The organism is Microbacterium sp. SORGH_AS_0421, assembly GCF_030818635.1.
Taxonomy (GTDB): domain Bacteria; phylum Actinomycetota; class Actinomycetes; order Actinomycetales; family Microbacteriaceae; genus Microbacterium.
Window position 1 is genome coordinate 220,110 of record NZ_JAUTAO010000001.1, and the last position, 26,013, is coordinate 246,122.

30 protein-coding genes and 1 tRNA gene are annotated in these 26,013 nt (G+C 70.8%); 14 read left to right on the plus strand and 17 right to left on the minus strand.

Annotation, left to right across the window (positions count from 1 at the left end):
• The first annotated feature begins 45 nt into the window (after window positions 1-45).
• A complete protein-coding gene (locus tag QE416_RS01055) occupies window positions 46-219 on the plus strand; it encodes an antitoxin VbhA family protein (RefSeq protein WP_267787761.1) in 174 nt (57 codons plus the stop codon).
• Complete coding sequence (locus tag QE416_RS01060) at window positions 206-877, plus strand: Fic family protein (RefSeq protein ID WP_267787763.1); 672 nt, start codon at window positions 206-208, stop codon at window positions 875-877. The genes QE416_RS01055 and QE416_RS01060 overlap by 14 nt, the downstream gene beginning before the upstream one ends.
• A gap of 80 nt (window positions 878-957) precedes the next feature.
• Here QE416_RS01060 and QE416_RS01065 read toward each other — a convergent pair.
• From QE416_RS01065 to QE416_RS01085, 5 genes are all read right to left on the minus strand, one after another.
• Window positions 958-1,049 (minus strand) — tRNA-Ser (locus QE416_RS01065).
• A 22-nt stretch (window positions 1,050-1,071) separates the two neighbouring features.
• Entirely contained in the window at window positions 1,072-1,812 is a 741-nt protein-coding gene (locus QE416_RS01070; protein ID WP_210073536.1) for an MgtC/SapB family protein, read from the minus strand.
• 52 nt (window positions 1,813-1,864) lie between these two features.
• Entirely contained in the window at window positions 1,865-2,791 is a 927-nt protein-coding gene (locus tag QE416_RS01075) for an acetamidase/formamidase family protein (protein ID WP_307312879.1), read from the minus strand.
• Window positions 2,788-4,212, minus strand: coding sequence for an APC family permease (locus tag QE416_RS01080; RefSeq protein ID WP_307312880.1), 1,425 nt, complete (start codon window positions 4,210-4,212; stop codon window positions 2,788-2,790). The genes QE416_RS01075 and QE416_RS01080 overlap by 4 nt, the downstream gene beginning before the upstream one ends.
• Window positions 4,213-4,249: 37 nt before the next feature.
• Complete coding sequence (locus QE416_RS01085; RefSeq protein WP_307312881.1) at window positions 4,250-5,140, minus strand: proline iminopeptidase-family hydrolase; 891 nt, start codon at window positions 5,138-5,140, stop codon at window positions 4,250-4,252.
• Window positions 5,141-5,217: 77 nt separating this feature from the next.
• Here QE416_RS01085 and QE416_RS01090 point away from each other — a divergent pair, with 77 nt between their 5' ends.
• The gene (locus QE416_RS01090) at window positions 5,218-5,961 is read left to right on the plus strand and encodes a FadR/GntR family transcriptional regulator (RefSeq protein ID WP_307312883.1); all 744 of its coding nucleotides are present in this window, start codon (window positions 5,218-5,220) and stop codon (window positions 5,959-5,961) included.
• Between the two features lie 83 nt (window positions 5,962-6,044).
• Here QE416_RS01090 and QE416_RS01095 read toward each other — a convergent pair whose 3' ends face one another.
• On the minus strand, window positions 6,045-6,620 hold the full coding sequence (locus tag QE416_RS01095) for a GNAT family N-acetyltransferase (RefSeq protein ID WP_307312884.1): 576 nt from the start codon (window positions 6,618-6,620) through the stop codon (window positions 6,045-6,047).
• A complete protein-coding gene (locus tag QE416_RS01100) occupies window positions 6,617-6,988 on the minus strand; it encodes a MerR family transcriptional regulator (RefSeq protein WP_307312885.1) in 372 nt (123 codons plus the stop codon). The genes QE416_RS01095 and QE416_RS01100 overlap by 4 nt, the downstream gene beginning before the upstream one ends.
• A gap of 115 nt (window positions 6,989-7,103) precedes the next feature.
• Between QE416_RS01100 and QE416_RS01105 the strand changes: the two genes are divergently transcribed.
• Complete coding sequence (locus QE416_RS01105; protein WP_307312887.1) at window positions 7,104-8,597, plus strand: SulP family inorganic anion transporter; 1,494 nt, start codon at window positions 7,104-7,106, stop codon at window positions 8,595-8,597.
• 78 nt (window positions 8,598-8,675) lie between these two features.
• Here QE416_RS01105 and QE416_RS01110 read toward each other — a convergent pair whose 3' ends face one another.
• Window positions 8,676-9,611 (minus strand): AraC family transcriptional regulator, encoded by a 936-nt coding sequence (locus tag QE416_RS01110; RefSeq protein ID WP_210073521.1) that lies wholly within the window; start codon window positions 9,609-9,611, stop codon window positions 8,676-8,678.
• A gap of 416 nt (window positions 9,612-10,027) precedes the next feature.
• Here QE416_RS01110 and QE416_RS01115 point away from each other — a divergent pair, with 416 nt between their 5' ends.
• Window positions 10,028-10,369, plus strand: coding sequence for a hypothetical protein (locus tag QE416_RS01115; protein ID WP_307312888.1), 342 nt, complete (start codon window positions 10,028-10,030; stop codon window positions 10,367-10,369).
• Between the two features lie 34 nt (window positions 10,370-10,403).
• Here QE416_RS01115 and QE416_RS01120 read toward each other — a convergent pair whose 3' ends face one another.
• Window positions 10,404-10,856: a MarR family winged helix-turn-helix transcriptional regulator gene (locus tag QE416_RS01120; protein WP_210073517.1), complete on the minus strand. Its 453-nt coding sequence runs from the start codon at window positions 10,854-10,856 to the stop codon at window positions 10,404-10,406.
• Between the two features lie 197 nt (window positions 10,857-11,053).
• Between QE416_RS01120 and QE416_RS01125 the strand changes: the two genes are divergently transcribed.
• From QE416_RS01125 to QE416_RS01145, 5 genes are all read left to right on the plus strand, one after another.
• Window positions 11,054-11,242 carry a hypothetical protein gene (locus QE416_RS01125; protein ID WP_210073515.1) on the plus strand — a complete coding sequence of 63 codons (189 nt, stop codon included), beginning with the start codon at window positions 11,054-11,056 and terminating at the stop codon, window positions 11,240-11,242.
• A 175-nt stretch (window positions 11,243-11,417) separates the two neighbouring features.
• Window positions 11,418-12,614, plus strand: coding sequence for a glycosyltransferase (locus QE416_RS01130; RefSeq protein ID WP_307312889.1), 1,197 nt, complete (start codon window positions 11,418-11,420; stop codon window positions 12,612-12,614).
• A gap of 78 nt (window positions 12,615-12,692) precedes the next feature.
• Window positions 12,693-13,787 carry a type III polyketide synthase gene (locus tag QE416_RS01135; protein ID WP_307312891.1) on the plus strand — a complete coding sequence of 365 codons (1,095 nt, stop codon included), beginning with the start codon at window positions 12,693-12,695 and terminating at the stop codon, window positions 13,785-13,787.
• 38 nt (window positions 13,788-13,825) lie between these two features.
• On the plus strand, window positions 13,826-14,488 hold the full coding sequence (locus QE416_RS01140; protein WP_307317831.1) for a methyltransferase domain-containing protein: 663 nt from the start codon (window positions 13,826-13,828) through the stop codon (window positions 14,486-14,488).
• A complete protein-coding gene (locus tag QE416_RS01145; RefSeq protein ID WP_307312892.1) occupies window positions 14,481-15,599 on the plus strand; it encodes an NAD(P)/FAD-dependent oxidoreductase in 1,119 nt (372 codons plus the stop codon). The genes QE416_RS01140 and QE416_RS01145 overlap by 8 nt, the downstream gene beginning before the upstream one ends.
• 76 nt (window positions 15,600-15,675) lie before the next feature.
• Here QE416_RS01145 and QE416_RS01150 read toward each other — a convergent pair whose 3' ends face one another.
• Complete coding sequence (locus tag QE416_RS01150; protein ID WP_307312893.1) at window positions 15,676-16,503, minus strand: UbiA family prenyltransferase; 828 nt, start codon at window positions 16,501-16,503, stop codon at window positions 15,676-15,678.
• An 87-nt stretch (window positions 16,504-16,590) separates the two neighbouring features.
• Entirely contained in the window at window positions 16,591-16,881 is a 291-nt protein-coding gene (locus QE416_RS01155) for a sugar ABC transporter ATPase (protein WP_307312895.1), read from the minus strand.
• A 328-nt stretch (window positions 16,882-17,209) separates the two neighbouring features.
• On the opposite strand from QE416_RS01155, the gene QE416_RS01160 reads away from it, so the two are divergent.
• Window positions 17,210-18,403: an NAD(P)/FAD-dependent oxidoreductase gene (locus tag QE416_RS01160; protein ID WP_307312896.1), complete on the plus strand. Its 1,194-nt coding sequence runs from the start codon at window positions 17,210-17,212 to the stop codon at window positions 18,401-18,403.
• A gap of 176 nt (window positions 18,404-18,579) precedes the next feature.
• Window positions 18,580-19,032 carry an SRPBCC family protein gene (locus QE416_RS01165; protein WP_267787792.1) on the plus strand — a complete coding sequence of 151 codons (453 nt, stop codon included), beginning with the start codon at window positions 18,580-18,582 and terminating at the stop codon, window positions 19,030-19,032.
• 65 nt (window positions 19,033-19,097) lie between these two features.
• Here the strand turns inward: QE416_RS01165 and QE416_RS01170 are convergent, their stop codons facing one another.
• On the minus strand, window positions 19,098-20,090 hold the full coding sequence (locus QE416_RS01170; protein ID WP_307312899.1) for an aldo/keto reductase: 993 nt from the start codon (window positions 20,088-20,090) through the stop codon (window positions 19,098-19,100).
• A 124-nt stretch (window positions 20,091-20,214) separates the two neighbouring features.
• On the opposite strand from QE416_RS01170, the gene QE416_RS01175 reads away from it, so the two are divergent.
• The gene (locus QE416_RS01175) at window positions 20,215-20,697 is read left to right on the plus strand and encodes a hypothetical protein (RefSeq protein WP_307312902.1); all 483 of its coding nucleotides are present in this window, start codon (window positions 20,215-20,217) and stop codon (window positions 20,695-20,697) included.
• A 61-nt stretch (window positions 20,698-20,758) separates the two neighbouring features.
• On the opposite strand, the gene QE416_RS01180 is transcribed toward QE416_RS01175, so the two are convergent.
• The 4 genes from QE416_RS01180 to QE416_RS01195 all read right to left on the minus strand — a co-directional run bounded on the left by QE416_RS01180 (window position 20,759) and on the right by QE416_RS01195 (window position 24,451).
• A complete protein-coding gene (locus QE416_RS01180; protein ID WP_307312903.1) occupies window positions 20,759-21,352 on the minus strand; it encodes a serine hydrolase in 594 nt (197 codons plus the stop codon).
• Window positions 21,349-22,089 carry a Cpe/LpqF family protein gene (locus QE416_RS01185; RefSeq protein ID WP_307312905.1) on the minus strand — a complete coding sequence of 247 codons (741 nt, stop codon included), beginning with the start codon at window positions 22,087-22,089 and terminating at the stop codon, window positions 21,349-21,351. The genes QE416_RS01180 and QE416_RS01185 overlap by 4 nt, the downstream gene beginning before the upstream one ends.
• Before the next feature lie 52 nt (window positions 22,090-22,141).
• Window positions 22,142-23,581, minus strand: coding sequence for a PepSY-associated TM helix domain-containing protein (locus QE416_RS01190; protein WP_373458829.1), 1,440 nt, complete (start codon window positions 23,579-23,581; stop codon window positions 22,142-22,144).
• A 270-nt stretch (window positions 23,582-23,851) separates the two neighbouring features.
• Window positions 23,852-24,451, minus strand: a complete 600-nt coding sequence (locus tag QE416_RS01195; protein ID WP_307312906.1) for a hypothetical protein — start codon at window positions 24,449-24,451, stop codon at window positions 23,852-23,854.
• A 192-nt stretch (window positions 24,452-24,643) separates the two neighbouring features.
• Between QE416_RS01195 and QE416_RS01200 the strand changes: the two genes are divergently transcribed.
• Window positions 24,644-25,648 (plus strand): epimerase, encoded by a 1,005-nt coding sequence (locus QE416_RS01200; protein WP_307312907.1) that lies wholly within the window; start codon window positions 24,644-24,646, stop codon window positions 25,646-25,648.
• Between the two features lie 84 nt (window positions 25,649-25,732).
• On the opposite strand, the gene QE416_RS01205 is transcribed toward QE416_RS01200, so the two are convergent.
• Complete coding sequence (locus QE416_RS01205) at window positions 25,733-25,891, minus strand: hypothetical protein (RefSeq protein ID WP_307312908.1); 159 nt, start codon at window positions 25,889-25,891, stop codon at window positions 25,733-25,735.
• Window positions 25,892-26,013: the final 122 nt, after the last annotated feature.

Consider the following 26,013-nt stretch of genomic DNA (forward strand, 5'->3'; position numbering starts at 1 on the left):
GTCAGCCGTCGCTCGTAGACTGTGACGAACGGGACGGGAGTCGAGATGGAGACCACCGCAGTGCGGGCGAAGAGCGTCGAGGCGGCGATCCACAGCGCCGAGATCGAGGGACTGAGTATCAGCAAGGCGACCCTCACCGACGCCGATGCGTATGTTGCCGGGAAGATCGACTCGACTGAGCTTGTCGACCGGGTGCGCAGCAGGTATGGCCTCTCCTGAAGTCGTCGATCCGTATCTGATACCGGGAACCAACGTCCTGAGGAACCTCCTCGGGCTCACCTCCGCAGCTGATCTCAGCGCCGCCGAGGCAGACCTCTCCTTCGTGAGAGCACTGCAGCTGCTGGATGAACCGGTTCCGGCGACAAACGATCTGCGCGAGCTGCAACGGATCCACCTTCACCTCTTCCAGGACATCTACGACTGGGCTGGGCAGGTGAGGACGATCGACGTACGGAAGAATGTTCCTGGCGCCGAGTTCTTCCTCCCCGTCGGCTACATTGAGCACGCCGCCAGCATCTGCTTCGCGGCACTCGCCGAGGACAATCATCTCTCCGGACTACGCCGCGACGAGTTCGTCGAGCATATTGCCCATCACTACGAGAAAATCAACTACATCCACCCCTTCAGAGAGGGCAACGGACGAGTGCAGCGCATCTACTGGAATCGCGTCGCACTAGCCGCGGGGTGGCAACTCGACTGGCGCCCCGTCCACGGTGACGAGAACCATCTCGCGGCGCGCGCCGGGTCCGATCAGCAAGATCTCGGACCCCTCGTTCGCATGTTCGACAAAGTCGTCACGTTGCCGGACGACGAGACGCGCGCGGACTGGTCAGCCGACGAGATCCAACGCTTGGCGATACGCCCCGACCTGACCTGAGATCTCTGGGTAAACCATGTCTTATGAGGGACCCGCATCATGCGAGATGAGCCCCACCCCTTAGGGTGAGGCTCATCTCGTGGCGGAAGTGACAGGATTTGAACCTGCGAGGCGAGTTACCCCGCCTACATGGATTCCAGCCATGCTCCTTAGGCCGCTCGGACACACTTCCAAGGGACGATCTTACACGTCGCTCAGCCCCGCCCGAATCGGCGCCGGGTTCGGACGGTGATCGGGCTGTCCTCCGCCCTCCACGACATCGCGCGCACACCGGTGTCGCGCGAAAGCCGGGTGGTCACGGCATCCAGGAACTCGGGCGCGTCTCCCTCGATGAGCAGTTCGGCGTCGAGGATCACGCCCGCCGGCTCCTCATCGACGCCGTCGTCTTCGTGGCTCGACATCGCGAGCACGAGGACATCGGGTGACTCCAGGGTGTCGGAGAGCAGCTCGCGCACTTCTTGCTCGCGCTCCTCGAGCGCGCGCACCGTGAGGACGAATGCCCCGATCGTCTCGGCGTTGGCGTCGGGGGCGCGGTCGACGAGGCGACCGAGCGGGCGGAGGAGGACGTGCACGAGGAGTACCAGCGCCGTCATCGTCAGCGCCGGCACCACCAGCCCGCCCGCGGCCAGGCAGCCGACGGCCGCCGAGCACCACAGGGTCGCAGCGGTGTTGAGTCCCTGCACGGACAGGCCCTGCCGGAGGATCACACCACCGCCGAGAAAACCGACTCCCGAGACGACGTAGGCGGCGATCTGCAGCGAGCCCTGGCCCACCCCCAGCTCGCTGCCGAAGAGGACGAAAGCGGCAGCTCCCATGGCCACGAGCGCCTGCGTGCGAAGGCCCGCCGTGCGGGAGCGATACTGCCGCTCCAAGCCGATGAGCACGCCGCACCCCGCTGCCAGCAGCAGGCGCAGCACGAAGTCGAGATCAGCCATGCGAAACACCCCTCGCGGCGGGCTCGGAAGCGCCGGTCACCGGCGCAGTATGTCAGAGCACGCTTTTCGGCAACCTGTGCAGCGTCACCGCCCCCACCGCCCGGAACGGGTGCAGCGGGTCGGGCGCCTCGGAGCCGGTCGGGCCGCCCAGCTCGCTGTGCACGAGCGCGCTCATGACCGCGTAGGCATCCATGCGGTCCCATCCCCGCGCGTCGACGAGCTCGTCGAAGACGTCTTCGTACCCGCGCCGGATGCTCTCCTGGACCGGGTCTCCGAGGCCGACGAAGATCCACTCCTCGTCGGTCTCGACCCGGGGCGCCCGCAGAGCGGCATCCGCGATGAGATCGATCGAGACCACGGCGACGCCCGCCGCCTCGATGGCGACGAACGACGACTCGCCGCGGGCCATCACGGCGTGGATGTCGCCGATCGACAGGAGCGCGCCCTCGACCTCGACGGGCAGGTAGACCGTGGCCCCCGGAGCGACGTCGGTGAGATCCATGTTGCCGCCGAGAGCGGTCGTGGGCATCACGGTGGAGTTGCGCCCCGACGCGGGAGCCGTTCCGATGCACCCGATCATGGGTCGCGCGGGAACCACGTGCCGGTCGGTGAGATGCACGCCCTCGGCGTCGATCGGGATGCGACGGCTGATGACGTGGTCGGGCATGCGGTGCTGCAGCGCGCCCGCGCCGGGGAGGCTCTGCGACCAGCCGTAATCGCCGAGGCGGATCTCGTGCACGTGCACGGCGAGGGCATCGCCCGGCTTGGCGCCCTCGACGTACACGGGCCCGGTCACCGGGTTGATCGGCGCCCGTAGCGCACCGAGATCACCGTGGTCGTGGAGCTCGGCGTAGACCGCGTCGTCGGTCTCGAAGGCGATCGTCTCACCGGTCCCGGGCCGTAGGCGCAGCACCGGAGGCACCGAGGCGTCGTAGCCGGGACGACCGTGATCCTTGCCGAGCCAGTGGTCGACGGTCATCGAGGGGCGACCTCTCCCCCGCCTTCACCGGCGGTGGACGTGGCGTGCTCGGGCAGAGGATCAGCGGCTCCCCCGTGCTTGCGAGCGAAGATCAGGTACACGATCCCCCCGACGACGAGCCACAGGATGCCGCCGACCTTGGCGGTCATGTCGGCGTTGAGCAGCACGTAACCGATGATGAGGAACCCGACCAGCGGCACGACGAGGTGCAGCAGATAGTTCTTCGACTTCTTCTTGCCGAGGTAGTACGCCGCCACCGACACGTGCAGCAGCATGAAGCCGAGCAGAGCGCCGAAGTTCACCAGCGACGAGATCACGGCGATCTGGCCGACGAAGAACAGCACGAGCACCAGCGAGATGGCGCTGACCATCAGGATGGCGGCCATCGGAACCTGGCGAGAGGTCACCTTCGACAGGAAGGCGGGGAGGCGCCGGTCACGGCTCATCGAGTACAGCAGGCGCGAGGTCGCGGCCTGCGCCGCCACCGCGTTGGCGATACCCACCGCGATGACGTTGACCGCGAGGAACGCCGTGGCCCACCCGCTGCCGGCGGCCTTGGCCACCAGCAGGAAGAACGCGTTGTTGACCTCGTCGTCGCCGAACTCGATGGTGCCGGCGGCCAGGGCGCTCGCGAACCACGTCTGCGCGATGAAGAGCACCGCGACCACGAGCAGGGCGATGATCATCGCGCGTCCGCCGGACTTCCGGTCCCCCGTGGACTCCTCGGCCATCGTCGAGATGCCGTCGAAGCCGAGGAAGCTCAGCACCGCGATCGAGAGGGCGGTGGCGATGAGGGCGGGGTTGACCTTCTCGGCATCCCAGAGCGGTGCCATCGTGAACTCGGCGCCCGGGATCGTGCCGGACGAGAGCGCGATCATCGCGATGACGACGAAGATCACCACGAAGGCGAGCTGGATGGCGAGCATGACGCGGTTCGCGATCTTGATGGAGCCGATGCCGAGGACGTTGATCACGGTGTTGACGACGACGAAGACCACGGCCCAGATCCACTGCGGGACATCGGGGAAGATCCCCGCCATCGACGACGCCGCGAAGACGTAGAGCAGGGTCGGCACGAGCAGGTAGTCGAGCAGGATCGCCCACCCGGCGAAGAAGCCCACGGTGGGGTGCAGACCCCGACCGACGTACGAGAACACCGAGCCCGCGATCGGGAACGCCTTCGACATCTGCGCGTAGGCGAGGGCGGTGAAGATCATCGCGATGACCCCGGTGAGGTAGACCAACGGCACCATGCCGCTGGCGGCGTTGAACACGACGCCAAAGATCGCCCACGGCGCGATGGGCACCATGAAGACGAGACCGTAGACCACGAGGTCGAGGGTGGACATGGAGCGCTTGAGCTCCTGCTTGTAGCCGAAGGACTCCAGCGACTGCTGGGCCTCGGGGGCGTGATGCGACATCGGGTCTCCTGGTTCGGGTGGGGGTCGGGGTACGTCGTCAGGGAAGGGGTGCGAGGAAGTCGGCGATGACCGCGCGGAAGGCCTCGGGCATCTCGAGGTGGGTGCAGTGGCTCGCCCCGGCGAAGACGTGCGACCGGGCGCCGGGGATGCGCTCGACGAAGGGCTCCCAGGTCTCGGGCGTGGCCTCGTCGAACTCGCCGGCGACCACGAGCGTGGGCACGGCGACCCGGGGCAGACGGTCGATGATCGTCCAGTCGCGACCGGTGCCGACGACGTGGAACTCGTTCGGGCCGTTCATCGTGAAGTAGACGGTCGGGTCGGCGAGCATCTGCTGCTCGCTGTCGACGAAGTCCTGCGGCATGGGGGTCACTCGGCAGACGTGCCGCTCGTAGAACACGCGGGTGGCCTCCGCGTATTCCGGGTCGTCGAGGGTACCCGCGGCTTCGTGGCGGTCGAGCGCCTCGCGGGCTCGTGCGGGGAGCTCGGCACGGAGGCGGGCCGCCCCCGCGAGCCAGAGGGCCATGGATGCCGGGGAGTTGCAGATCTCCAGGCTCCGCAGCCCCGCGGGCTGGCGGACGGCGATCTCGGCTCCGAGCATGCCGCCCCAGGACTGCCCGAGCACGTGGTACTCGTCGAAGCCGAGCGCGCGCTGGAGGTTGTGGAACTCGTCGACGAACAGCTGCGGCACCCACTGGGAGGTCGGCGCGTCGGGGTGGTGCGAGCTCTTGCCGCACCCGATCTGGTCGTAGTGCACGACGGTGCGCCCGGTCAGATCGGCGAGGGCGTCCAGGTTCGAGACGTAGTCGTGCGCCATCCCCGGCCCGCCGTGGAGGACGAAGAGGGGGGCCTTCCCGGAGGGCTCGGCCGGTTCGGTGAGTCGGGCCCAGGTGAAGCCGTCGTGGAAGGGAACGGTGATCTCGCGCTGCATGGAGTTATCGTGGACCCTTAAAGGTGCGTTGGCAAACCTTTTCTTCGGATTTAACATGGGAGAAACGACGGGAGCCCATGGCCGACACCGACGACGCCTCCCTGGTGGAGCGCGTGACCGAGCGATTGATCACCGCCGTCGCGGTGGGCGAGTTCCTCCCGGGTACCCGCCTGCCCGCCGAACGCGACCTCTCGCCCCTCCTGGGCGTCGGCCGGACGACGGTGCGCGCGGCCCTCGACGACCTGTCCACGAGGGGTCTGATCGAACGGCGTCGGGGGCGCGGGGGCGGCACGTTCGTCGCCGAGGAGTGGCCCGCCTCCATCGTCGTCGGCGTCGACCGCTGGTTCGAGGAGCGCTGGAGCGACCTGGTCGACGCGTGCACCGCGAGCTCGATGCTGCACTCCTCGCTCGCGCGCCTCGCCGCCGAGCGGCGCAGCGACGCCGACATCGCCGTCATGCGTGAGCGCCTCGCCGAGTTCCACTCCGCCGAGTCGGGCGACCCCAAGCAGCGCGCCGACAGCCTGCTGCACCTCGCGATCATCGAGGCGGCGCACAACACCGCGCTGCGCGACATCCTGCTCGAGCACGAGCGCCATCTGTCACTGTCGGCACCCGCGCACCCGTGGGGCGATCGCGGCAGTCATCGCCGCATGGAGACGCGCGCGGCGCGAGAGCACGACGCGATCGTCGATGCGATCGTTCAGGCCTCGCCCGAACAGGCCGCCGAGCTGGCCCGCCGGCACGTGCAGATCGACCTCGAGCTGTTCACCGAGGCGCGGGAGTTCGCGCGCCGCCGGGCAGCCGAGGCTGCGGCCGGCTGAGCATCCCGCTCACCTCGCCCGCGGAGAACGTTCCGCTCGCGCGCGGGCATCCTCCGCCGCGCGAGCCTGCTCGCGAGGGCGGGTCAGCCGCCCAGACGCCCCTCGAGACCCGCGCGCACGGCCGGCCACTCCTCGCGGAGGATCGAGAAGTACAGCGTGTCCGACACACTGCCGTCGGGTGCGATGCGGTGCCGCCGGAGCCGCCCCTCTCGCGTCGCGCCGAGGCGCTCGATCGCGCGCGCACTGCGCTCGTTCCGCGCGTCGCAGCGCAGCGCCACCCGGTTCACCTGCCACTGGTCGAAGGCGTGGGCGAGCAGCAGCAGCTTCGCGGCGGGGTTCGTGCGCCCACCCTGGAAGGCGCGGCCGTACCAGGTCGTCCCGATCTCGACCCGCCTCTGCGGCGGCACGTACTCGTAGAACGTCGTCGCACCGCGAACCTCTCGCGTCTCGGCGTCGCGCACGGTGAAGGCGTACAGCCCCGGCGTCGCGACCTGCTGCTCGACCCGAGCGGCGTAGGCCTCGACCGAATCCGCCCACGGGGTCGTCATGCGACCCCAGAGCTCCGCGTCGGCCAGCGGCCACGCCTGCGCCGCGTCCGCCGGCTCCGCCGGGGTCAGACGGATGCCGTGACCCTCGAGCGTGATGTCGTGAGCGGTCATCGCGCCTCCAGCTGGCTGACGAACTCGTCGGCGGCGGCGAGCTGGCGCCGCAGGTCTTCGCGACGGCGATGCGCCTCGTCGCGAATGTCGGCGAGACGGGCCACCAGAGCGGAATCGCCCGGGGCCTCGGTGAGTCCGTCGACCACGGCGAGCAGCTCCCCCATCTGCTCGAGGGAGTATCCGAGCGGCTTCATCCGGCGGATGAGAAGCAACCGCGACTCGTCGTCGGCCGTGTAGAGCCGGAACCCGCCCTCGCTGCGCGCCGAGGGGCGGAGCAGCCCGATCTCGTCGTAGTGGCGAAGGGTGCGGATCGACAGCCCCGTCCGCTCGGCGAGTTCGCCGATCTGCATCGGCCGCACGTCGGTCATGCCATCCCCGATCCCGCAACCCTCTCGTTACGGTAGAGTTCGATAGGTCGCGATCGCGACCCCCCTATTCTTCCCCGCGTTGAAGCGGACCCCTCCCCCACCCCGGAGCATCACCATGACCTCTGCCCCCGCGCGCCCGCGCACCGAGCCCACCGTCCTGCAGGCCCTGCGTTCGCCTCGCCTGCTGACCCGCGAGGTGCTGGCCGGCCTCGTCGTCGCCATCGCCCTCATCCCCGAGGCGATCGCCTTCTCGATCATCGCCGGGGTCGACCCGCGCCTCGGGCTCTTCTCATCGTTCGTGATGGCCGTGGCGATCACCTTCCTCGGCGGCCGCCCCGCCATGATCACCGCCGCCACCGGCGCGATCGCCCTGGTCATCGCCCCCGTGGCCCGCGAGCACGGGGCCGACTACCTGCTCGCGACGGTGATCCTGGGCGGCATCCTGCAGGTCATCCTCGGCATTCTCGGGGTCGCCAAGCTCATGCGATTCATTCCCCGCAGCGTCATGGTGGGCTTCGTCAACGCCCTCGCGATCCTGATCTTCGTCGCCCAGGTGCCGCAGCTGATCGGCGTGCCCTGGGCGGTCTACCCGATCGCGGCGGCGGGGCTGGCGATCATGTATCTGCTGCCGCGCGTGACCAAGGTCGTCCCGGCGCCGCTGGTCGCGATCGTCCTGCTCACCGCAGCCGCGGTCGTCTTCGGCATCTCGGTGCCCACCGTGGGCGACCAGGGCGCCCTGCCCGAGAGCCTGCCCGCCCTGCTTGTTCCGAACGTGCCGCTCACCGGCGAGACGCTCGCGATCATCCTGCCCTTCGCCGTCGCCATGGCGATCGTCGGCCTTCTCGAATCGCTCATGACCGCGGCACTCGTCGACGACATCACCGACACCCCCTCGTCGAAGACGCGCGAGTCCCTCGGCCAGGGGGCGGCGAACCTGCTGTCGGGGCTGTTCGGCGGAATGGGCGGCTGCGCCATGATCGGCCAGACGATGATCAACGTGAAGGCCTCGGGAGCGCGCACCCGCATCTCGACCTTCCTGGCCGGCGTCTTCCTGCTCGTGCTCGTGCTGGCCTTCGGCGACGTGGTCGCCGTCGTTCCGATGGCGGTGCTCGTGGCCGTGATGATCGTCGTATCGATCGCCACCTTCGACTGGCACAGCATCCGCCCCTCCACCCTTCGCCGGATGCCGCTGAGCGAGACGATCGTGATGGTGCTCACGGTCACCGTGACGGTGTGGACGCACAATCTCGCGATCGGCGTGGGTGTGGGCGTGATCGCCGCCGCGGTGCTCTTCGCACGACGGGTCGCGAGCGTCACCGCGGTGACGCGGTCCGTGGAGGGCGACACCGCTCGCTACACCGTGGAGGGCGAGCTGTTCTTCGCCTCGAGCAACGACCTGACCACGAAGTTCGCGTACCACGACGACCCTCGGCGGGTCGTCATCGACCTGTCGCGCTCGCACGTCTGGGACGCGTCCACGGTTGCAGCTCTCGACGCGGTGCAGACGAAGTACGCGCACCTCGGCACGACGGTCGAGATCGAGGGCATGAACGACACCGCCGCCCGGCTGCACGCGCGCCTGAGCGGAGGGCTCGGCGCGGGACACTGACCCCCGCGCTCGCCTCGAAGGGTGACGCCGGGGCCACGAGCCCGCCGGTGGATCCCTCTCGACGCGAGCCCGCCGCCCTCAGGACCGCAGCGTCATCGACGGCGTCTCGCCGAACTCCCCGCGATACATCGCGGCGAAGCGCCCGAGGTTCGAGAACCCCCACCGTGCCGCGATCGCCGCGACCGTCTCGACCGACGGGTCGGCGCTGCGCAACTCGGCGCGTGCGGCGTCCAGACGCACGCGGCGCAGGTACTGCATCGGGGTTCGTCCGGTGGCCGCGCGGAACGCGTACTGCAGGCCGCGCGGCGACAGCCGAGCCGCCTGCGCGATATCGGCCAGCACCACGGGCTCTGCCGCGTGCGCCTCGACGTACGCCTTGGCCCTTCGCACCGGGGCGGGCAGCGGCCGCGAGGGGCGGCCGGCCGCGAGGGCCTCGGTGAAGGTCGTCGGGAAGGCGAGGAGCGAGGCCTCCAGCAAAAGGGTGCGGGCCTGCTGCTCGATGATCGGGGTTCGTTCGGGCGAGCGCAGCAGCACGTCGCGGGCATACTCCCACGTGCGCGACCAGTAGCGCAGGCGCTGCTCGCTCACCGGCGCGTACCCTGTCGGCCGGACGCGCAGGGTGTCGTCGCCCGACAGCCGCCGAGCGGCTTCGTCGAAGTCGGAGCGCGCGAACGAGACGGCGGTACCGGCGATGCGCCCGGTGAAGGCGATCTCGAGAGGGCGGTCGACGACCATGAACGGCACCGCCGTGTCGATGCGCTCGCGACGATAGGTACCCGATACCCGGGGACCGGCGATACGACCGACCACGACCTGATCGCGCGGATCGGACTCGACGATCATCGTCGAACCGATCGTGTAATCGCAGAAAGCGAAACCGGGCTCGGAGGCCGCATGCCAGGCGAGAGCCGGCTGGATCACCTCGGCGCGCGAGATGCGCGCTCCGGGAACGACGGTCTGCCACAGGTGCTCCACCGTCTCGGCGTCGCGGGTTTCGATGTTCGTATGCTCCACGCCTTTTTCCTAAATAGTCCGAGGATGTGCGGCAAGACCATTGCGCTCAGTGGCGGGGGCCACTATGGGAACGCTCTCACACGCTCAGCCGAAGAGACCGCGGCGTCGTGGATGCCCCCCATCCGCATTCCACGCTATCGCTCATAGGAATTGCAATGCGCATTTCGGCGGATTCGGACCGCGTACGTCAATCGGCATCCGAAATGCGAAAGATGGACTCCGTGCAGATTGACCCGACGCACGTCGACCGGCCATCATCCCCGAGCAGCATCTCGCTGCATCCTGACCGCTCTCCGTTCCCCGGCGCGGTGGTCGGCAGGCGCCTCGACGCGGAGCTCGTGACCCCGCCCGGGGCGCCTGGTGCGGCCCATAATGGGACGGGGGCTACCCGGCGTCCGCCAGGGAAGGGAGCTCTCATGCCATTTCGCACGACCACCACGCTGCAAAGCTGGGTCGACGATTTCCGAGCGCTCGGCTACGACGACGCAGACATGCTGCGCGTCATTCCCCAGGACCTCGACGACGGCGCCGATGCGGGACTCATCGCCGCCCGACTGAAGAGCGTTTCGACGACGTTCTTCATCGCCCCCGGCCCCGAGCTGCACTCCACCGAATGGGCCGTGACGTTCGAGCCCCGCGAAGACGCCGCTCCCCTGCCGGCCGGTCGCGTCATGGCGCTGTCGGGCGAATTGGCGACGTTGTCGGCGTTGTGTTCTTTCCTCCAGGCACGATCCGAGGCTTTTCTCGCGAACGTCTGAGGCCGCCGGGCGCGACGGGTCGAGTCGAAGAAGCTCAGCTCACGGCTCGCGCGGTGATGCGGTCGAGGACTTCGGCGAGCCGTTTCGCATCGACGGGATCCACGTCGGCGATCGCCGCTTCGACGGCGGTGTCGAAGGCGCGAAGCTGTGACCACGGCGCACTATCGAGGTCGATGATCACCGTGATGTGGTTCACCCGACGATCTTGTTCGTCGAGGTCGCGCCGCACGGCACCGCGCTGCACGAGGCGGTCGATGAGCGTGGTGACGCCGGCCGAGGTGATGCCGAGGTGGTCACGAACGTGCGAGGGCCGAGCCCCGGGATTCTCCGCGACGAACAGCAGGGCGCGAGCGTCGAGCTCGTTCAAGGAAAGCTCGCGACGTGCTTCCGCGGCGGCGACCCGGCGGGCTTCGCCGTAGGCGAGGAGGGCGCGGCCGACCTCCGACCCCGGCGCGGGGCGAGACGAAGTTTCGGGGGACGAGTGCACGACCCATGATCGTACCCACTCCGGCCCAGTGTCCAGTCCGCTTGCACGGAGCGGCGCAGGATGCTCCACCGGCCGCTCGACATGCGGCGGACCGGGTGATGGGTACGTCGAGACTCCTGTCAAGCCGGTCTCACGCCCCTCCCCCCGGGTCTATGACGGACACAGCGCCGTCGGGAGACGGGAGTAAGGAGAACACCATGATCCACGGACAGCAGAGCGGACGACAGACGGGCTCGGTGTGGAGCATCGCCATGACGGCCGCGATGGGCAACGGCATCGGGCCGCGCTCGATCGAGGAATCACCCGCGCCGCGCACGGCGAGGCGGTGGCCCTGGTCGCGCACGGGCTCGGCCGGTGAGGCGATGGCGGACGCACTCCGCGCCTGATTCCACCGCCCCTTCACCCGGCGCGTCGACTTCTTCCCCCGGAGGTCGGCGCGTCGGCTCGTGTCCGGGCGTTCACACGATGGTCTCCACGGTGTAACCCGCCGCACCTGGTCGAGGCTCCAGCATGGGACGACCGCACCCGCGGTAGTGGATCCCGGCTTGGAAAGCGACCTCGATGACTCGACCCGTGCGTGTGCTCTCGCTCTACGAAGGCTTCTTCGCCGGAGGCGCGCGAATCCTCCATTCCGATGTCGTCGAGGGGCTCGCGGCCGACGGATCGCAGGAGCACCGTGTGCTGTCGCTGACGTCCGCCGCACGGCGGGACGCGTCCCTGCAGTTCGCGCACGACGACACCCGGTTTCGTCGTCTGCAGGAGCGCGGGGTCCGCATCGACACGTTCGATCGCGTCGCCGGTGACCGCCCCCCGGGCCCCGACGAGTACACGAGGGACGAGCTCACGCACGCCGCGCGCCTGTTCGCGGAGGCCGACGTCATCCTCTCGCTGAAAGAACAGCCGCTCAGCCTGGTCGTCGCCCTCGAGCGCGCGGGCATGCTGCCCGACCGCGCGATCGCCGCCTGCCTGCACCGCTCCGACCCCACCCACTCCGGCCCCGCCCTCGGCTGGCTCGTCGAGTCGGCTTCCTGCGGGGCAGTCACGGCAACGATCTCCTGCGCGGAGTCGACCTCCCGCGCCTACGCGCGCGCCGGCGTCTCGGCCGGTGAGGCCTGGGTCATCGACAACGGCATCGACACCCGCCGCTTCCGCCCCGGCACGCGCGCCGAGCGGCGACGGATCCGCGCGGGGCTCGGCATCCCGGACTCCGCCCCCGTGGTGCTGCTGGCCGCGCGCTTCGATGCGATGAAGGACCCCGGACTGTTCCTCCGGGCCGTCGCGGCGCACGCGCGCACGGCGCCCGGGACGCAGTACGTCGTGTGCGGATCGGGCATGACCCGCACCAACCCGGCCTTCGTCTCGCTCCTCGCCGACAGCGGCGTCGACGGCGGCGTGCCCCTGCACGCCCTGGGCCTTCGCGAGGACATGCCCGAGCTGTACCGCATCGCGGACGTCGTCGCTTTGACGAGCGCCTTCGGCGAGGCCTCTCCCCTCTGCCTCGTCGAGGGAGCGGCATCCGGAGCCGTTCCGGTGACCACCGACGTCGGAGACGCCGCGCGCCTCGTCGAGGGGTTCGGCCTGGTGACGGCGCGCGACGTCGACGCGATCGTCCAGGCCTGGGGAGACGCCCTCGCCCTCGGCCCGGCGCTGCGCGCAGCCGCCCTCGCGGCCCGGACCCGCATGGACCGGGGCCGCATGATCGCCGACTACCGAGCGACGGTCGAGGACCTGCTCGTGTCACGCATGCTGGCGGCCTGAGCCCGGCGCACCATAGACGGCGTGCCGACACGGCGCCATCCCCGACGAAGGGCGGCGGCGCCGTGTCTACAGTGAGGCATGACCGCCCGTATCCTCTCGATCGGCACGGCCCTGCCCGACACTCGTGTCGACCAGTCGACCCTGCGTGACCTGTTCGCCGCACAGCCCGGTTTCGACCGCAAGGCCCAGCGGCTCGTGGGGGCCGCCTTCGATGCCGCGGCCATCGACACCCGGCACGTGGTCCTCCCCCAACTCGCGGGCGGACAGGGCGACGCACTCGAGGTCCGCGACGGCGACACGCTCCTCATGCCCCCGACCGGCGCGCGCAACGACGAGTACCGTCGTACCGCTCCACCGCTGTTCGCCGAGGCCTCTCGCGCCGCCATCGCAGGTTCCGGACGGACCGCGGATGCCATCTCCCACGTCGTGACCGTCTCGTGCACCGGCATGTTCGCACCCGGCCCCGACTACCACCTGGTGCGCGATCTCGGGCTCTCTCCCGCGGTCGAGCGCTACCACCTCGGCTTCATCGGGTGCGCGGCGGCCATCCCTGCCCTGCGGCTGGCCGCACGCATCGTCGGCGACGACCCCGCCGCGGTCGTGCTCGTCGCGTGCACCGAGCTGTGTTCCCTGCATTGGCAGACCTCGTCCCACCCCGACCAGATCGTCGCAGCCTCGGTGTTCGCCGACGGAGCGGGAGCGGCGGTCGTGGCATCCGCAGATTCCGACCACGAGGGCCTCGACCTCGAGGGCTTCGCCACGCACCTCATAGACCAGGGCGAGAAAGACATGGCCTGGACGGTGGGCGACTCCGGGTTCGAGATGACCCTCACCCCCGAGGTGCCCCGCATCATCGGTCGCGAGATCTCCGCGATCGCCGCGGACGTGATCGGCGACCTCGACGACATCGACGCGTGGGCGGTGCACCCCGGAGGGCGGAGCATCCTCGACCGCGTCGAGAGTGCGCTCTCCCTCGATGCTGCGGCCCTCGCCCCCTCGCGAGAGGTGCTGCGCCAGCACGGAAACATGTCGAGCGCCACGCTGCTGTTCATCCTCCGCGACCTGCTCGCCGACGTCTCTCGCGGCGACGGAGACCGCGTGGCCGCCCTCGCCTTCGGCCCCGGCCTCACGGTGGAGGCGGCGCGTCTGACGCTGCGCCGTCCGGCCACGTGACCGGCTTGGCGCGGCGCGACACCGCGCTGACCGAGCTCATGGACGACCCCGACTGCGACCCGCAGGCGCTGGCTGCGACCTACCGTCGCTTCGATCTCGTGAACCGCGTGGTCTCGGCCTGGGGGCACGTCTACCGATCCCGCGTGCGGCCCGAGCTGCTCGCCCTCGGCCGCCCCGCGCGCGTGCTCGACCTGGGGTGCGGCGGAGGGGACGTCCTGGTGAGGTTGGCGGGTCTGGCCGCGCGTGACGGCTTCGAGCTCGAGTGCGTCGGCGCCGACCCCGACCCGCGCGCGATCGCCGCCGCCCGCGATCGCGCCCGGCCGGGGGTGCGGTTCGTCGCACAGGACTCGCGGGCCCTGCTCGCGGCCGGGGAGAGCTTCGACATCGTCGTGTCGAACCACGTTCTGCACCACCTGGACGCTGCGGCACTCCGAGGCTTCACCGACGACTCCCTCGCCCTGTCGAGGGGCAGCGTCCTGCACGCCGACATCGCACGCGGACGACTGGCCTACGGACTGTACGCGGTCGGTATCGCACCGCTGTCGGCGGGCACGTTCCTTCGCGTCGACGGCCTCCGCTCGATCCGTCGCAGCTACCGGGCTCCCGAGCTCGCCGCAGCGCTCGGAGCACCGTGGCGCGTGGAGACACCCGCGCCCTTCCGCGTCCTCGCCGTCGCCCGCGGGGAGGCCTCCCGTGCGTGAGGTCCTCGTCGTCGGAGCGGGCCCCGTCGGTCTCGCCCTCGCCGCGGACCTCCGCGTCCGCGGCGTCGACGTCGACGTCGTCGAGCGGCGGACGGCGATCGGCGGCGGCACCCGCGCCATCGGCATCCATTCCCCCGTTCTGGCCCACCTCGAGTCTTCGGGCGCGACCGACGAGCTTCTCTCGCGCGCCGTCCGCATCGCACGCGGCGAGGCGCGCGCCGACGGCACGGTGCTGGCCGAGATCCGCTTCGACCGGATCCGCGCCCGTCACCCGTACGTCGCCGCCCTCCCGCAGGTCGACACCACCGAGATCCTCACCCGGCTCGCGCCTCCCGTCCGGCGCGGGATCACCGTGACGGCGGTCTCCGATGACGGCCCGTCGGTGCGTGTGCAGACGACCGGGCAGCGCGGCGACGAAGAGGTCCGGGCCCGGGTGGTCGTGGTCGCCTCCGGCTGGGCGGGCCGTGAGCTCGTCTACCGCCCCGGCGCCGTCCGCACGCACGAGTACCCCGACCGCTACGCGATGGCGGACGTCGTCGCCCCGGGCGGGCCCGTCGCCCGCGTGCACCTCGAACGCGCCGGCGTGCTCGAGTCCTTCCCCCTCCCGAGCGGTCGGCGCCGCCTCGTGGCCTGGGCCGGAACGGAGGACATCCCGGATGCCGCGGCCTTCCTGTGCCGCGCCGTCGCCGAGCGCGCCGGTCTCCATGTCGACATCCCGCAAGCCACGATGTTCCGCGTCCGCCGCGCCGTGGCCCCCGCTCTGCGGCGCGGACGGGTGTTCGTCGTCGGTGACGCCGCCCACGAGGTCAGCCCCATCGGAGGCCAGGGGATGAACCTCGGGCTGCTGGACGCGCTGACCCTCTCGCCCCTGCTGTCGCGATGGCTGCGGACGGGATCAGCGGACGACCTGGGTCGGTGGGAACGCGACCGTCTCGCCTCGGCCCGGCACGCCGCCCGACTCGCGGCGCTGAACACCTTCCTCGGGCGGGCACGGGGGCCCGCAGCCCACGCGGCGAAGGCCGCGACGCTGCGCACGGTCCTGCGGGGACCGGGCGGCGCCGCTTTCGCGCGCGCCTACGCGATGCGATTCGATCGGGCCGCGACCGCCTAGCTCAGCACGTCGTGCGGCCGCCGCCGTGGGGTCGGTGCGGCCCCGTGTCGGAAGCACGCCCGCACGGACGAGATCGTCACGAGACGACGAGCTGAGCCGCCAGCAGCAGCGCCGCCAGCATCGTCAGCTGGAACACCGCCCGCCCGGGCGATCTCACGTACACGAGCACGACGACGCCGACGGCAACCGCCGTGACCGCGGCGAAGAAGACCACGCCGGTGACCGTGGCATCCGTTCCGACCAAGACGGCGACCGCTCCGGCCACGATCCCCAGCGCCGCGATCGCCACGGACGCCCGGGCGCCCAGACGATGCGGCAGGCCCCGGACTCCCGTGCGCCTGTCGTCGTCGAGGTCCCGCACGACGTTCGTGAGGTGGACGGCCGCTCCCAGGGCCGCCCCCGCGAGAGACGCCCACCACGCGGCGAGCGCGGGCGGCGAGAGCGACAGCGTCGCGAACGAGGGGAACAGCCCGAAGCTCAGCACGAACGGCACGATCGAGAACGGCGTCGATTTGAGGCCCGCGTTGTACGCCCAGGCGGAGGCGAGCGCCAGGGCGTGGGCGGCGACCAGAGCCGGTCCGAGCGGGAGCGACAGCGCGACGGCGAGGACCGCGGATGCCACAGCCACCGCGAGCGCGCGCTCCGGGGTGATCGCTCCCCCGGCGATGGGCTTGTCGGTACGACCGACAGCCGCGTCGCGCGCGCCGTCGATCGCGTCGTTCGAGAGCCCGACCGAGACCTGACCGGCGAAGACGGCGACGACCAGCACGACCAGGCGCCACGGCTCGACGCCCGCCGCGACGCCGAGGGCGAGCGAGAGGAGGGTGACCACGAGGGTCGGGCCCGGGTGGGTGGCGCCCCAGAACGCGCGCACGAGGGGCGGCCCTGCCGCGGCATCCGTCACCCTCCGACGCTACCGCGCTCACGACCCGGCGCCCCCGCAGCACGATGCCCCGGACGCCGCGAACGGGCCCGGGGCATCGAAGGCGTGTCAGAGGTCTTCGGGGGCGAGGTCGCCCTGGCCCTCTTCGCCGAGCTCGACGACGCCGGGATCCTCCCCCTGCGAGTCGGTGCCGGTCGAGTCGGGGTGAATGTCCTCGAGCGGGATATCGCTGTCGTCGGCCGGGATCTCGGCCGGGTCGGCGCCCGTCGCGGTGGCCGGGTTGATGTCGGCGGGGTCCGCACCCTCGTCGAGCGCGGTCGTCGCGTCCCACTCCGCCTGGGCGGGGTCGAGCGCGGGGTCGGGCTCGATGGAGGTGTCGCCGTCGCGGAGGGGCTGCACGCCCGCGATGCCCGCGCTCGGCGGCCGGGGTCGTGGCGTCGGGGGTCGGGTCGATCGAAGCGTCGCTCATGGGGGTCCTTTCGTGGGGCGCACGTCACCGCCGACATCGGCGGTCCCCTCATCCAACGGGGCTCCTCGCCTCGAGCCCCGCCCCTTGACACGCACGCCCCCGCCTTCGTACGGCCACCGGGGACGGAGTCCCTCGTCGGCGCCGCGACCACCGGGGTCGAACCGCACGCCCGACGAGTCGACCGCGCACGCGGCGGTGTCAAGGCGCTGGCCGGGGGACGCGCGAGGCCGCACCGTGAGGGAGACGAGAGGATCCCCCATGACCGAATCCCCGCGCATCGTCGTGATCGGCGGCGGAAACGCCGGCCTGTCCGTCGCCGGGCGCCTGCACCGGGCACGCCTCGGCGACATCACCGTGATCGAACCGCGCACGACCCACGTCTTCGCCCCCCTCCAGTCGCACATCGCGGGTGGCGTCGCTCGGGCGTCCGAGGCCGCTCGGACGCAGGCCGAGGTGATCCCTCCGGGGGTGCGGTGGCTGCGCGACGAAGCCTTCACGGTGGATGCCGATGCCCGACGCGTGCATCTCGTCTCGGGCGGGCGCATCGATTACGACCAGCTCGTGGTCTGCGCCGGAATGCGCATGGCGTGGGAACAGATCCCCGGTCTCCCCGAGGCGATGGCCGCCCCCACCGGCATCTCGAACTACGACTTCGAACTCGCCGCGAAGGCGTCACCGGTGCTGCGCGATCTCCGCTCGGGCACGGTCGTCTTCACCCAGCCGCCGGAGCCCGCCTCGTGCGGAGCCGCGGCCCAGAAGCCGATGTACCTCGCGTGCGACTGGTGGCGGGCGATCGGGGTGCGCGAGGACCTCCGCGTCGTGTTCGTGTGCCCGGACCCCGTGCCCTTCGGCATTCCCGCCATCGACGCCGAACTGCGCCGCAAGCTCGACGAGTACGGCATCGAGGTGCATTACAGCCGGGACGTCCGACGGGTGGATGCCGACTCCCGCACGCTCGTGATCGGTCGCGGCGACGCCGAGGAGACGTTGGCCTACGACGTGCTGCACGCCGTCCCCCCGCAGCGGGCGCCGGAGTGGATCGCCGGCAGCGGACTCTCGGCATCCGATGATCCGTACGGCTTCGTCGACGTCGATCCCGAGACCTTCCAGCACACCCGCCACCCGGAGATCTGGGCCGTGGGAGATGCCGCCACCGTCGCGACGCGACGGTCGGGAGGGGCGATTCGTCCGCAAGCGAAAGCGCTGGTGAAGAACATGAAGGCCGCGCTGGCCGGGCGGACGCCGTCCGCGAAATACAACGGCTACAGCGTCGTTCCGTTCACCGTCTCGCGCGGCACGGTCGTGTTCGCCGAGTTCGACCGGATGGGCCGGCTGCAGCCGACAGTGCCGTTCTGGCGCTCGCTGTATCGCGAGCGCCGCATGTCGTGGATCGCCGACCGCCGGATCCTGCCGTGGGTGTACTGGCACCTGATCTTGCGCGGACGGGGATGATGCGGGCGCGAGCTCTCCCCGTCGGGATCCGCGAGCCGGAAGAGCGGGCGGATGACGCGACGACCTCTCGCCCACGCGTATAGGGCACGAAGGCTCATCCCTCAACCCCGGGGGCGGGTCGACGGCATCGGTCGAAGCTGGGGGAAGCCCCGGAAACCACACGAAAAGAGGACACCATGGCACAGGTCATCGAAACCATCGACGTCAACGTTCCCGTCCGCGTCGCGTACAACCAGTGGACGCAGTTCGAGGAGTTCCCGCACTTCATGAGCTTCGTGGAGTCCATCACGCAGAAGAGCGACACCCTCACGCACTGGAAGGTCAAGATCGCCGGTGCCGAGCGCGAATTCGACGCCGAGATCACCGAGCAGCACCCCGACGAGCGCGTCGCGTGGAACAGCGTGGGGGGCGACGAGAACCACGCCGGTGTCGTGACCTTCCACCGTCTTTCTGACGACGAGACGCGCGTCACGGTCCAGATCGACTGGGCGCCCGCCGGTGTCCTCGAGAAGCTCGGGGCCGCCTTCGGCGCCGACGACCACTCGGTCAAGAAGGACCTCGAGAACTTCAAGAAGTACATCGAGTCGCGCGGCGCCGAGTCCGGAGCGTGGCGCGGCGACGTCAGCTGACGTCCTCCGACGACAGAAGCCGGGTCCGTCCGCGAGGGACGGGCCCGGCTTCTGTCATGTGCGCGTCACCACTGCGGGTGGATCTCCGCCCGCAGACGACGGTCGTAGACGTCGCGAACCAGGGTGTCGAAGGCACCGAGGTCGAAACCGCCCTCGAGCAGCTCGGCTGCCTGGGCGTTGGCCGTCGCCTGTTCGACCGAGCGCGCTCCCGGGATCACCGAGGTGACGCCCTCGCGCGAGGCGATCCACGCGAGAGTCGCGGCCGGCAGCGTCACGCCCTCGGGGAGCGATGCCTTCAGTTCGTCGGCCGCGGCGACGCCCTCGTCGAAGGGAACGCCCGAGAACGTCTCGCCCTTGTCGAAGGCCTCGCCGTTGCGGTTGTACGAACGGTGGTCGTTCTCCTCGAACGTGGTGTTGCGCGTGTATCTGCCCGACAGCAAGCCGCTGGCCAGCGGCACACGCGCGAACACCGCGACGTTCTTCTCGGCCGCGAGCGGCAGCACCTCGTCGAGCGGCTTGAGGCGGAACGGATTGAAGATGATCTGCAGGTTGGTGAGGTTCGATCGCTTCAGCGCCGACAGGGCCTGGTCCATCGTCTCGACCGAGGCGCCGTAGGCGGCGATCACGCCCTCCGACACGAGCTGGTCGAGAGCGTCCCACGTGGCCTCGTCGTCGATGACGGCCGACGGCGGGCAGTGCAGCTGGACGAGGTCGAGCGTCTCGGTGTCGAGCAGACGCCGCGAGCGGTCGAGCCAGCCGCGGAAGTTCTTCATGACGTAGTTCTCGGGAACCTGGTCTTCGCGGCGGCCCATCTTGGTCGCCACGGTGATGTCGTCGGACCCCCGGTCCTTCAAGAACGCACCGATGATCTGCTCGGATCGACCGTCTCCGTAGACGTCGGCGGTGTCGAAGAGGGTGACTCCGGCCTCTGCCGAGGCCGCCAGGACGGCGCGCGCGTCGTCTTCGCTGACATCGCCCCAGTCGGCGCCGAGTTGCCAGGTACCGAGACCGATGGCCGAGACCTGACGGCCGGTTCGGGAGAGAGGGCGCTGCTGCATTGCGGTTTCCTTTCGACGCGTGATCCGAGCCTAGCCAGCCCCCTGGCATCGCGGGCCGCGTCAACCCCGTCCGGCCGCGACCGCGGCGCGCCTAGCGTGGCGGAACACCCACGGAAGGAACACCATGGACATCGCCGCCGACCGACTCCCCGGAGCCGACGAAGAGAACCTCGTCCCCGAATCCGACGGCCTCGCCGCCGATGTCCCCGCGGGTGCCGCCGGTGCGGACTCCGGCGCCGTGGGCACGGCCCGCATCGATCCCGACGACGAGGCGCGCCTCCAGGGCATCTCGAGCCAGAACGACCTTCCCGGCGTCGGCACGCGTGCCGCCGACGGCATGACCGAGCGCGGAACCGACGAGGCCCGTCGCGAGGGTGGATCCACCTCGCGCCACACCGAGGACACCGGCCGCCCCGAGCCTCAGCCGCACGACGACACGCAAGACGGGGCGATCCGCACTCCCGCCTCCCCGCCGCGGTCGAAGGACGGCGGCGAGCCGCATGTCGACGGCGACGACCCCATCGCGAGATTCCAGCCGGGCGTCGGACGCGACTCGGCCGCGTCGAGCAAGATCGCGCAGAGCCTGCCCCACCCCGACGACGCCTGACGCGCGCCTCGACGATCCGCGCACCCCGTGCCTCTCGCGCGGGGTGCGCGGATCGGTCGTCTCAGTGGGCGAGGCGCAGGGCGTCCTGAGCCAGGTGGAAGAAGTCGCTCATCGCCCCCGTGACCGCCTGAGCGTCGTCGTCCGACAGGAGCCACACCACGGTCGCCTCCCGATCGCCGTCGCGCGCGAACCAGCTGCCCGTCAGCACACCGAGGCTCGACCCGCCCTTGAAGGCGGCGTACGGCCACGTTCCGAGATCGAGCCCCTGCCCGGGGTTCTCGCTCAGGATGCCGAGCACCTCGGCATCCTGCGTCTGCTGCAGCGCGCGGTGGACGGCGGCGATGTCGTTCGCACTGGCGAACCAGTCGAATCCGTCCTGCCACACGGGGGTGGTGACGTCGGCGACCTCCACGGCGAGGGGCGCCGCGTCGATGCGGTCGAGTACGGCGCGTTTTCCCGCGTCGTCGGCGGCGGCCCACTCGGTCCGCAGCGAGGCGTCACCCCAGCCGAGGGTGAACAGTTCCTTGGTCGAGAGGAAGGGCGAGAGCACGGACGGGTCGCTGTGACCCGACCGCACCACCGCCGCCTCCACGCGCTCGCGCCCGAGCCGCGTGATCAGCAGATCGGTCGCGGTGTTGTCGCTGATGCGAATCATCGCGGAGGCTGCGTCCCGCACCGACACCTCGGTCCCGGTGGGCGCTGGGTCTGCAGCTCGCCGGAGGGGAGGCTCCGGTCGGTGTCACGGAGGACGAGCTTCTCGTCCCACGACAGGTCGCCGGAGGCCACGGCATCCGCCACCGCCAGAAGCACGTACAGCTTGAAGGCCGAGGCGAGAGGGGCCAACCGGTTCGCATCGACGGCGAGCGCCTCCTCGTCACCGCGAAGCACGAGGGCGCTGACCTCGCCCGGGAGGTCGGCGAGGCGCTGCTCGACCTCGTCGAGAGAGGTCGACGGGGTCCACGGCTTCGCCACGGGGCCGAAGACCATCCCGGTGATGCGACTCGCGCCGTCGATCGTGAGCGAGAGATCGAACGGGTCGCCGAGGGCGCCCGCGAGGGTCGCAACCGCCTGGGTCTCGGTGCCCTGGTAGGCCGTGACGGTGAACGGGGCGGCCGGTCGCAACTGACGGTTGACGAGCTCGGCGACCTGCTCCGCCGGAACCTGCGCGAGGAAGCTCTCGTGCAGGACGCGGGCCCACTCGCCGGGGGTGGTGTCGGCCTCGGCCTCGAGCTTGTCGATGATCCACGTCACGCGCTCCCCGACGGGGGTGTTCGGAACGTCGACGGATGCCGCCGGGCTCGCGGGCGTATCCGGTGCCGCGCTGGCGCAAGCGGTGAGGGCCGCGACGGCGGCGGCGGAGAGGACGGCGGCGAGGCGGCGGGCGAGAGTCACGGGGTTCCTTCCGGGGGGGGGAGAATCCCACGCTACGCACGCCGCCTCGCCGTTACCTCCCTCTCGAGAGGGATCTCGGGGTGCGCCGCGCACGCCACCCCATCACCACGTCGACCAGCACGAACACCGCGAGCGTGTACCCGACCAGCGGCAGCACCAACCCGATCGCCACCGACGCGACCAGCACCGCCCCGGTCCCCCACCACGGTGCCAGGCGCAGCACGCCGCGGGCGGGGGCGCCCGTGGCTCCTCCCGTCGGACGACGCTTCCACCACATCGCGTACCCCAGCACCACGAGAGCGGCGATGCCGATCGCGAGAGCGAACAGCACGAGCTGGTTCGCCAGGCCAAACATGGTTCCCATGTGCAGGTCGACGCCCCAGCGCGAGAGCTTGGCCAGCAGCGGGTAATCGGCGAAGTCGACCCGGTCGGTCACCCGCAGGGTCGATGCGTCGATGGCCACGGCATCCACCTCGGTCGGGAAACTCCGGTGGATCTCCTGCACGACCCAGGCCGTGCCCGCGGACGCGGGAGGGCGGATCTCGAGGTCGCCAGAGTTCACGTTCGCGTCTCGGGCCACGGCCCACACCGCGTCGAAGGTCGCAGGATCCGCGGACGGCGCACCCGACGAATGCCCGCCGCCGTGGTGCGCGTGCTCGCCTCCGGCCGCGGCCGCCCCGTCGAGGGTGGTGGTGAGGGCGGGAGTTCCCCCACCCACGAGGGTGCGAAGCTCGGCCACGTTCGCGCCCGCGAACGTCGACCACGTGATGCCCGTGGCCGACAGGAACAGCGCCCCGACCACGACCCAGATGCCCACGGCCGAATGCCAGCCCGACAGACGCCGGTAGCCCGTGTGCCGTCGGTTCGGTCGCAGCAGATCGCGGCGCCCCCTGCGGCTGCGCACGAACCGTCCGATCCAGAGTCCCAGTCCCGCCAGCGCCACGATCCCGAGCCAGGATGCCGCGAGCTCGCTGTACCAGCGGCCGACGTCTCCGAGGTGCAGCGAGCGGTGCAGGTCGCTGATCCAGTGCCGCAACGGCAGCGCACCGCTCGTGCCGTAGGCCGGCAGGTCGCCGCGGATCTCGGTGGTGGCGGGGTCGACGAAGATCGCCCTCGTCGTGCTCTCGGGCAAGGTGTCGTCGGCGAACATCACGCGCGTGGTCGCCCCCGCCTGGGGTGCTGGACGCACGGCGACGGGAGTCGCCCCGCCGCCGACGTACTGCTCCGCGGCCGACACCTGTTCGGCGAGCGGTACCGCCGGCGACGTCGTGGCCGCGGTGAGCTCGTGCGCGTACAGGGTGCTCTCGAGGGTCGGGGTGATCGCATACAGCGCGCCGCTCACCGCCGCGACGAAAATGAACGGCCCCACCAGCAGGCCCGCGAAGAAGTGCAGGCGCCGCAGCAGCGCGGTGAACCACCCGCGAGAGGACGCCCCCGCTGCGGCAGAGGGAGCGGACGGTGTGGCTTTCGGGTCAGCGCCCACGGCGGTCACGCGCGGGCTCCGATCGACGGCGGGGCCGGGATCGGCGTGAGGGGACGAGCAGGAAACATCGAGGTCTCTTTCCAAGCGCAGGATGCGCTCGCGACAGGACGCCGCGCAGTGCGGACGCCGTCGCCCACGGCGGCCCCTCCTCAGGGGCGACGGCGTGGGCCGGAAGGGTGGGACGCGCCCGAAGACACGTCGACGATCGCGCTGATCCGGCGAGGTGCACGGCACAGCGGTCGATCGCTCCACCGCCGCGAGAGGCGGGCGGAGCGAGACTCAGGATGCCGCGAGAGGAGGCCCGCGCCGGTGCGCGGACGAGACCACGAGGGCCGAGTGCGGACGCACCGCGACGACGACGGCGGGCACGGTTCGCCGCACGGACGGTGCCGCAGGAAGGGTCAGCACGACGCGCACCCGCGCGCGGAGCCAGACGACGCTGCGCTCCGCGAGGACGCGCAGGGCTGCGAGCGTCCGCTCGCCCCGGTGCAGGGCCACGGTGGTGGCGACAGCAGCGGCAGCGTGGCCGAGCCACATCGCGGCATCCGGGCTCACCGCCGGGAGCGCGGTGCCCGTGAGCACCGGTAGAGCGGAGCCGTGGACGTGCGCCACGGCGGCCAGGTCGTAGCTGCCGAGCACGAACAGCGTGTGGAACAGCACTTGGCTCACCGCAACGGCCACCGCGAGGCGCCAGGTCGACAGGCGGCGCCCGGCCAACACCGTGCACACGACGAACGACAGAGCCAGCGGCACGGCGACACCGAACAGGCCGGGAATCTCTCCTCCGCCGCTGACGTGCGAGAGCAGAGCGACGAAGGTGGCGACGGATGCCGCGGCGGTGCCGCGCGCTACGCGCGTCGCCCGGGCCTGTCGTCGCATGGAACTCATTGTGTCAGGCGCGGGCGCCCGAGCCGGACGGGTGTCCTCGGCCGGAGAGGAGATACGCCCCGGTGGTCAGGGCGACGACGAGCCGACGACGGCGAGATACCTCGCGGTCGCGTTGCCCATCACCAGACCCGCCGCGACGAGGCCCGCCCCTAGGCTGAAACCCACCCAGGCCAGGAGGATGCCGTGACCCCACCCCGTGTCGTGATCGCCGGCGCGAGCGGTTTCATCGGCCACGCGCTCGTCGACGCCTTTCGCGCGGACGGCTTCGAGGTGGCGACGGTGGGACGGACCGGAGACGCCGTGTGGACGGACGCGGACGCGATCGCGCAGCGGGTCGATGGAGCCGACGTGCTGATCAACCTCGCGGGCAAGATCGTGTCGTGCCGGTACACCGACGCGAATCGCGACGAGATCCTGCGCTCCAGAGTCGACACCACCCGCGCGCTCCGCGACGCCGTCGCGACCGCGGAGCACCCTCCCCTGGTCTGGATGAACGCGTCGACAGCGACCCTCTATCGGCACGAGACCGAGCGGGGCAACGACGAGATGGACGGCGTCACGGGCGAGGGCTTCTCGGTCGACGTGGCGACCAACTGGGAACGCGCCTTGTTCGAGGGGGACCTCCCCTCCACGCGCCGCGTCGCCCTGCGCATGGCGATCGTGTTCGGCGACGGGCCGGCGACCCGCATCCTCCTGGCCCTCGCGCGACTCGGTCTCGGCGGCCCCCAGATCGACAGCTGGTGGTTCCCGCACCGTCGCTACCGCGGAATCGGCCCCCGTCCCACGGGCCCCGTGCGCTCGAGCTGGAGCAGGACGTCGGGGCGACAGCGCTTCAGCTGGATCCACATCGACGATGTGGTGGCATCCGTCCGCTTCATCCGCGACCACGACGAGATCGCCGGGCCGGTCAACCTCTCGGCTCCCGGCGTCACCAACAACCGCACGCTCATGCGCGAGCTGCGCCGCGTCGCCCGCGCTCCCTTCGGGCTGCCGGCTTTCCGGTGGATGCTCGACCCGGCGATGGCGGTGCTGCGCAACGAGCCCGAGCTCGTGCTCAAGAGCAGGTGGGCGGTGCCCCGGGTTCTGACGGAGGCGGGGTTCTCGTTCCGGTACCCGCAGATCGGCCCGGCTCTCGACGCCGTCGTGACGGTGCGCCCCGCTCGGGCGCGCGACCTCTTCTCACGCTGACTGCCGGAACGCATGCCGCCCCCGCACCGACGGAGGTGTCGGACGGGGGCGGCGTCGAACGATCCCGCGAGGTGGGACCGGAGGTCAGACCTGACGGCGGATGAAACGCATGAGCGCGGCGATGATCCCGATGATGAGGATGATCACACCGATCCACAGCAGGAACTTCACGGCCTCGACGAAGATGCCGAGGAACAGGAGCACGAGGCCCACGATGACGAGGATGATGGCGAGAGCTGGCATGGCCCCACTCTGCTCCGAGATCTGGCCCCGCTCCCCGGCCTTGACAGGGCGAGCGGCCCGCGTCACTGCGCGTGTCAAGACCGCTACGGGCTCGGCATCCGGGGTCTAACGTCGGGGACACC

Bases quoted from the DNA above. Each gene is read 5' to 3' on its own strand.
- QE416_RS01055 (WP_267787761.1), top strand. From the start codon at position 46: ATGGAGACCACCGCAGTGCGGGCGAAGAGCGTCGAGGCGGCGATCCAC.
- QE416_RS01060 (WP_267787763.1), top strand. From the start codon at position 206: ATGGCCTCTCCTGAAGTCGTCGATCCGTATCTGATACCGGGAACCAAC.
- QE416_RS01070 (WP_210073536.1), bottom strand. From the start codon at position 1,812: ATGGCTGATCTCGACTTCGTGCTGCGCCTGCTGCTGGCAGCGGGGTGC.
- QE416_RS01075 (WP_307312879.1), bottom strand. From the start codon at position 2,791: ATGACCGTCGACCACTGGCTCGGCAAGGATCACGGTCGTCCCGGCTAC.
- QE416_RS01080 (WP_307312880.1), bottom strand. From the start codon at position 4,212: ATGTCGCATCACGCCCCCGAGGCCCAGCAGTCGCTGGAGTCCTTCGGC.
- QE416_RS01085 (WP_307312881.1), bottom strand. From the start codon at position 5,140: ATGCAGCGCGAGATCACCGTTCCCTTCCACGACGGCTTCACCTGGGCC.
- QE416_RS01090 (WP_307312883.1), top strand. From the start codon at position 5,218: ATGGCCGACACCGACGACGCCTCCCTGGTGGAGCGCGTGACCGAGCGA.
- QE416_RS01095 (WP_307312884.1), bottom strand. From the start codon at position 6,620: ATGACCGCTCACGACATCACGCTCGAGGGTCACGGCATCCGTCTGACC.
- QE416_RS01100 (WP_307312885.1), bottom strand. From the start codon at position 6,988: ATGACCGACGTGCGGCCGATGCAGATCGGCGAACTCGCCGAGCGGACG.
- QE416_RS01105 (WP_307312887.1), top strand. From the start codon at position 7,104: ATGACCTCTGCCCCCGCGCGCCCGCGCACCGAGCCCACCGTCCTGCAG.
- QE416_RS01115 (WP_307312888.1), top strand. From the start codon at position 10,028: ATGCCATTTCGCACGACCACCACGCTGCAAAGCTGGGTCGACGATTTC.
- QE416_RS01125 (WP_210073515.1), top strand. From the start codon at position 11,054: ATGATCCACGGACAGCAGAGCGGACGACAGACGGGCTCGGTGTGGAGC.
- QE416_RS01130 (WP_307312889.1), top strand. From the start codon at position 11,418: ATGACTCGACCCGTGCGTGTGCTCTCGCTCTACGAAGGCTTCTTCGCC.
- QE416_RS01135 (WP_307312891.1), top strand. From the start codon at position 12,693: ATGACCGCCCGTATCCTCTCGATCGGCACGGCCCTGCCCGACACTCGT.
- QE416_RS01140 (WP_307317831.1), top strand. From the start codon at position 13,826: ATGGACGACCCCGACTGCGACCCGCAGGCGCTGGCTGCGACCTACCGT.
- QE416_RS01160 (WP_307312896.1), top strand. From the start codon at position 17,210: ATGACCGAATCCCCGCGCATCGTCGTGATCGGCGGCGGAAACGCCGGC.
- QE416_RS01165 (WP_267787792.1), top strand. From the start codon at position 18,580: ATGGCACAGGTCATCGAAACCATCGACGTCAACGTTCCCGTCCGCGTC.
- QE416_RS01170 (WP_307312899.1), bottom strand. From the start codon at position 20,090: ATGCAGCAGCGCCCTCTCTCCCGAACCGGCCGTCAGGTCTCGGCCATC.
- QE416_RS01175 (WP_307312902.1), top strand. From the start codon at position 20,215: ATGGACATCGCCGCCGACCGACTCCCCGGAGCCGACGAAGAGAACCTC.
- QE416_RS01180 (WP_307312903.1), bottom strand. From the start codon at position 21,352: ATGATTCGCATCAGCGACAACACCGCGACCGATCTGCTGATCACGCGG.
- QE416_RS01195 (WP_307312906.1), bottom strand. From the start codon at position 24,451: ATGCGACGACAGGCCCGGGCGACGCGCGTAGCGCGCGGCACCGCCGCG.
- QE416_RS01205 (WP_307312908.1), bottom strand. From the start codon at position 25,891: ATGCCAGCTCTCGCCATCATCCTCGTCATCGTGGGCCTCGTGCTCCTG.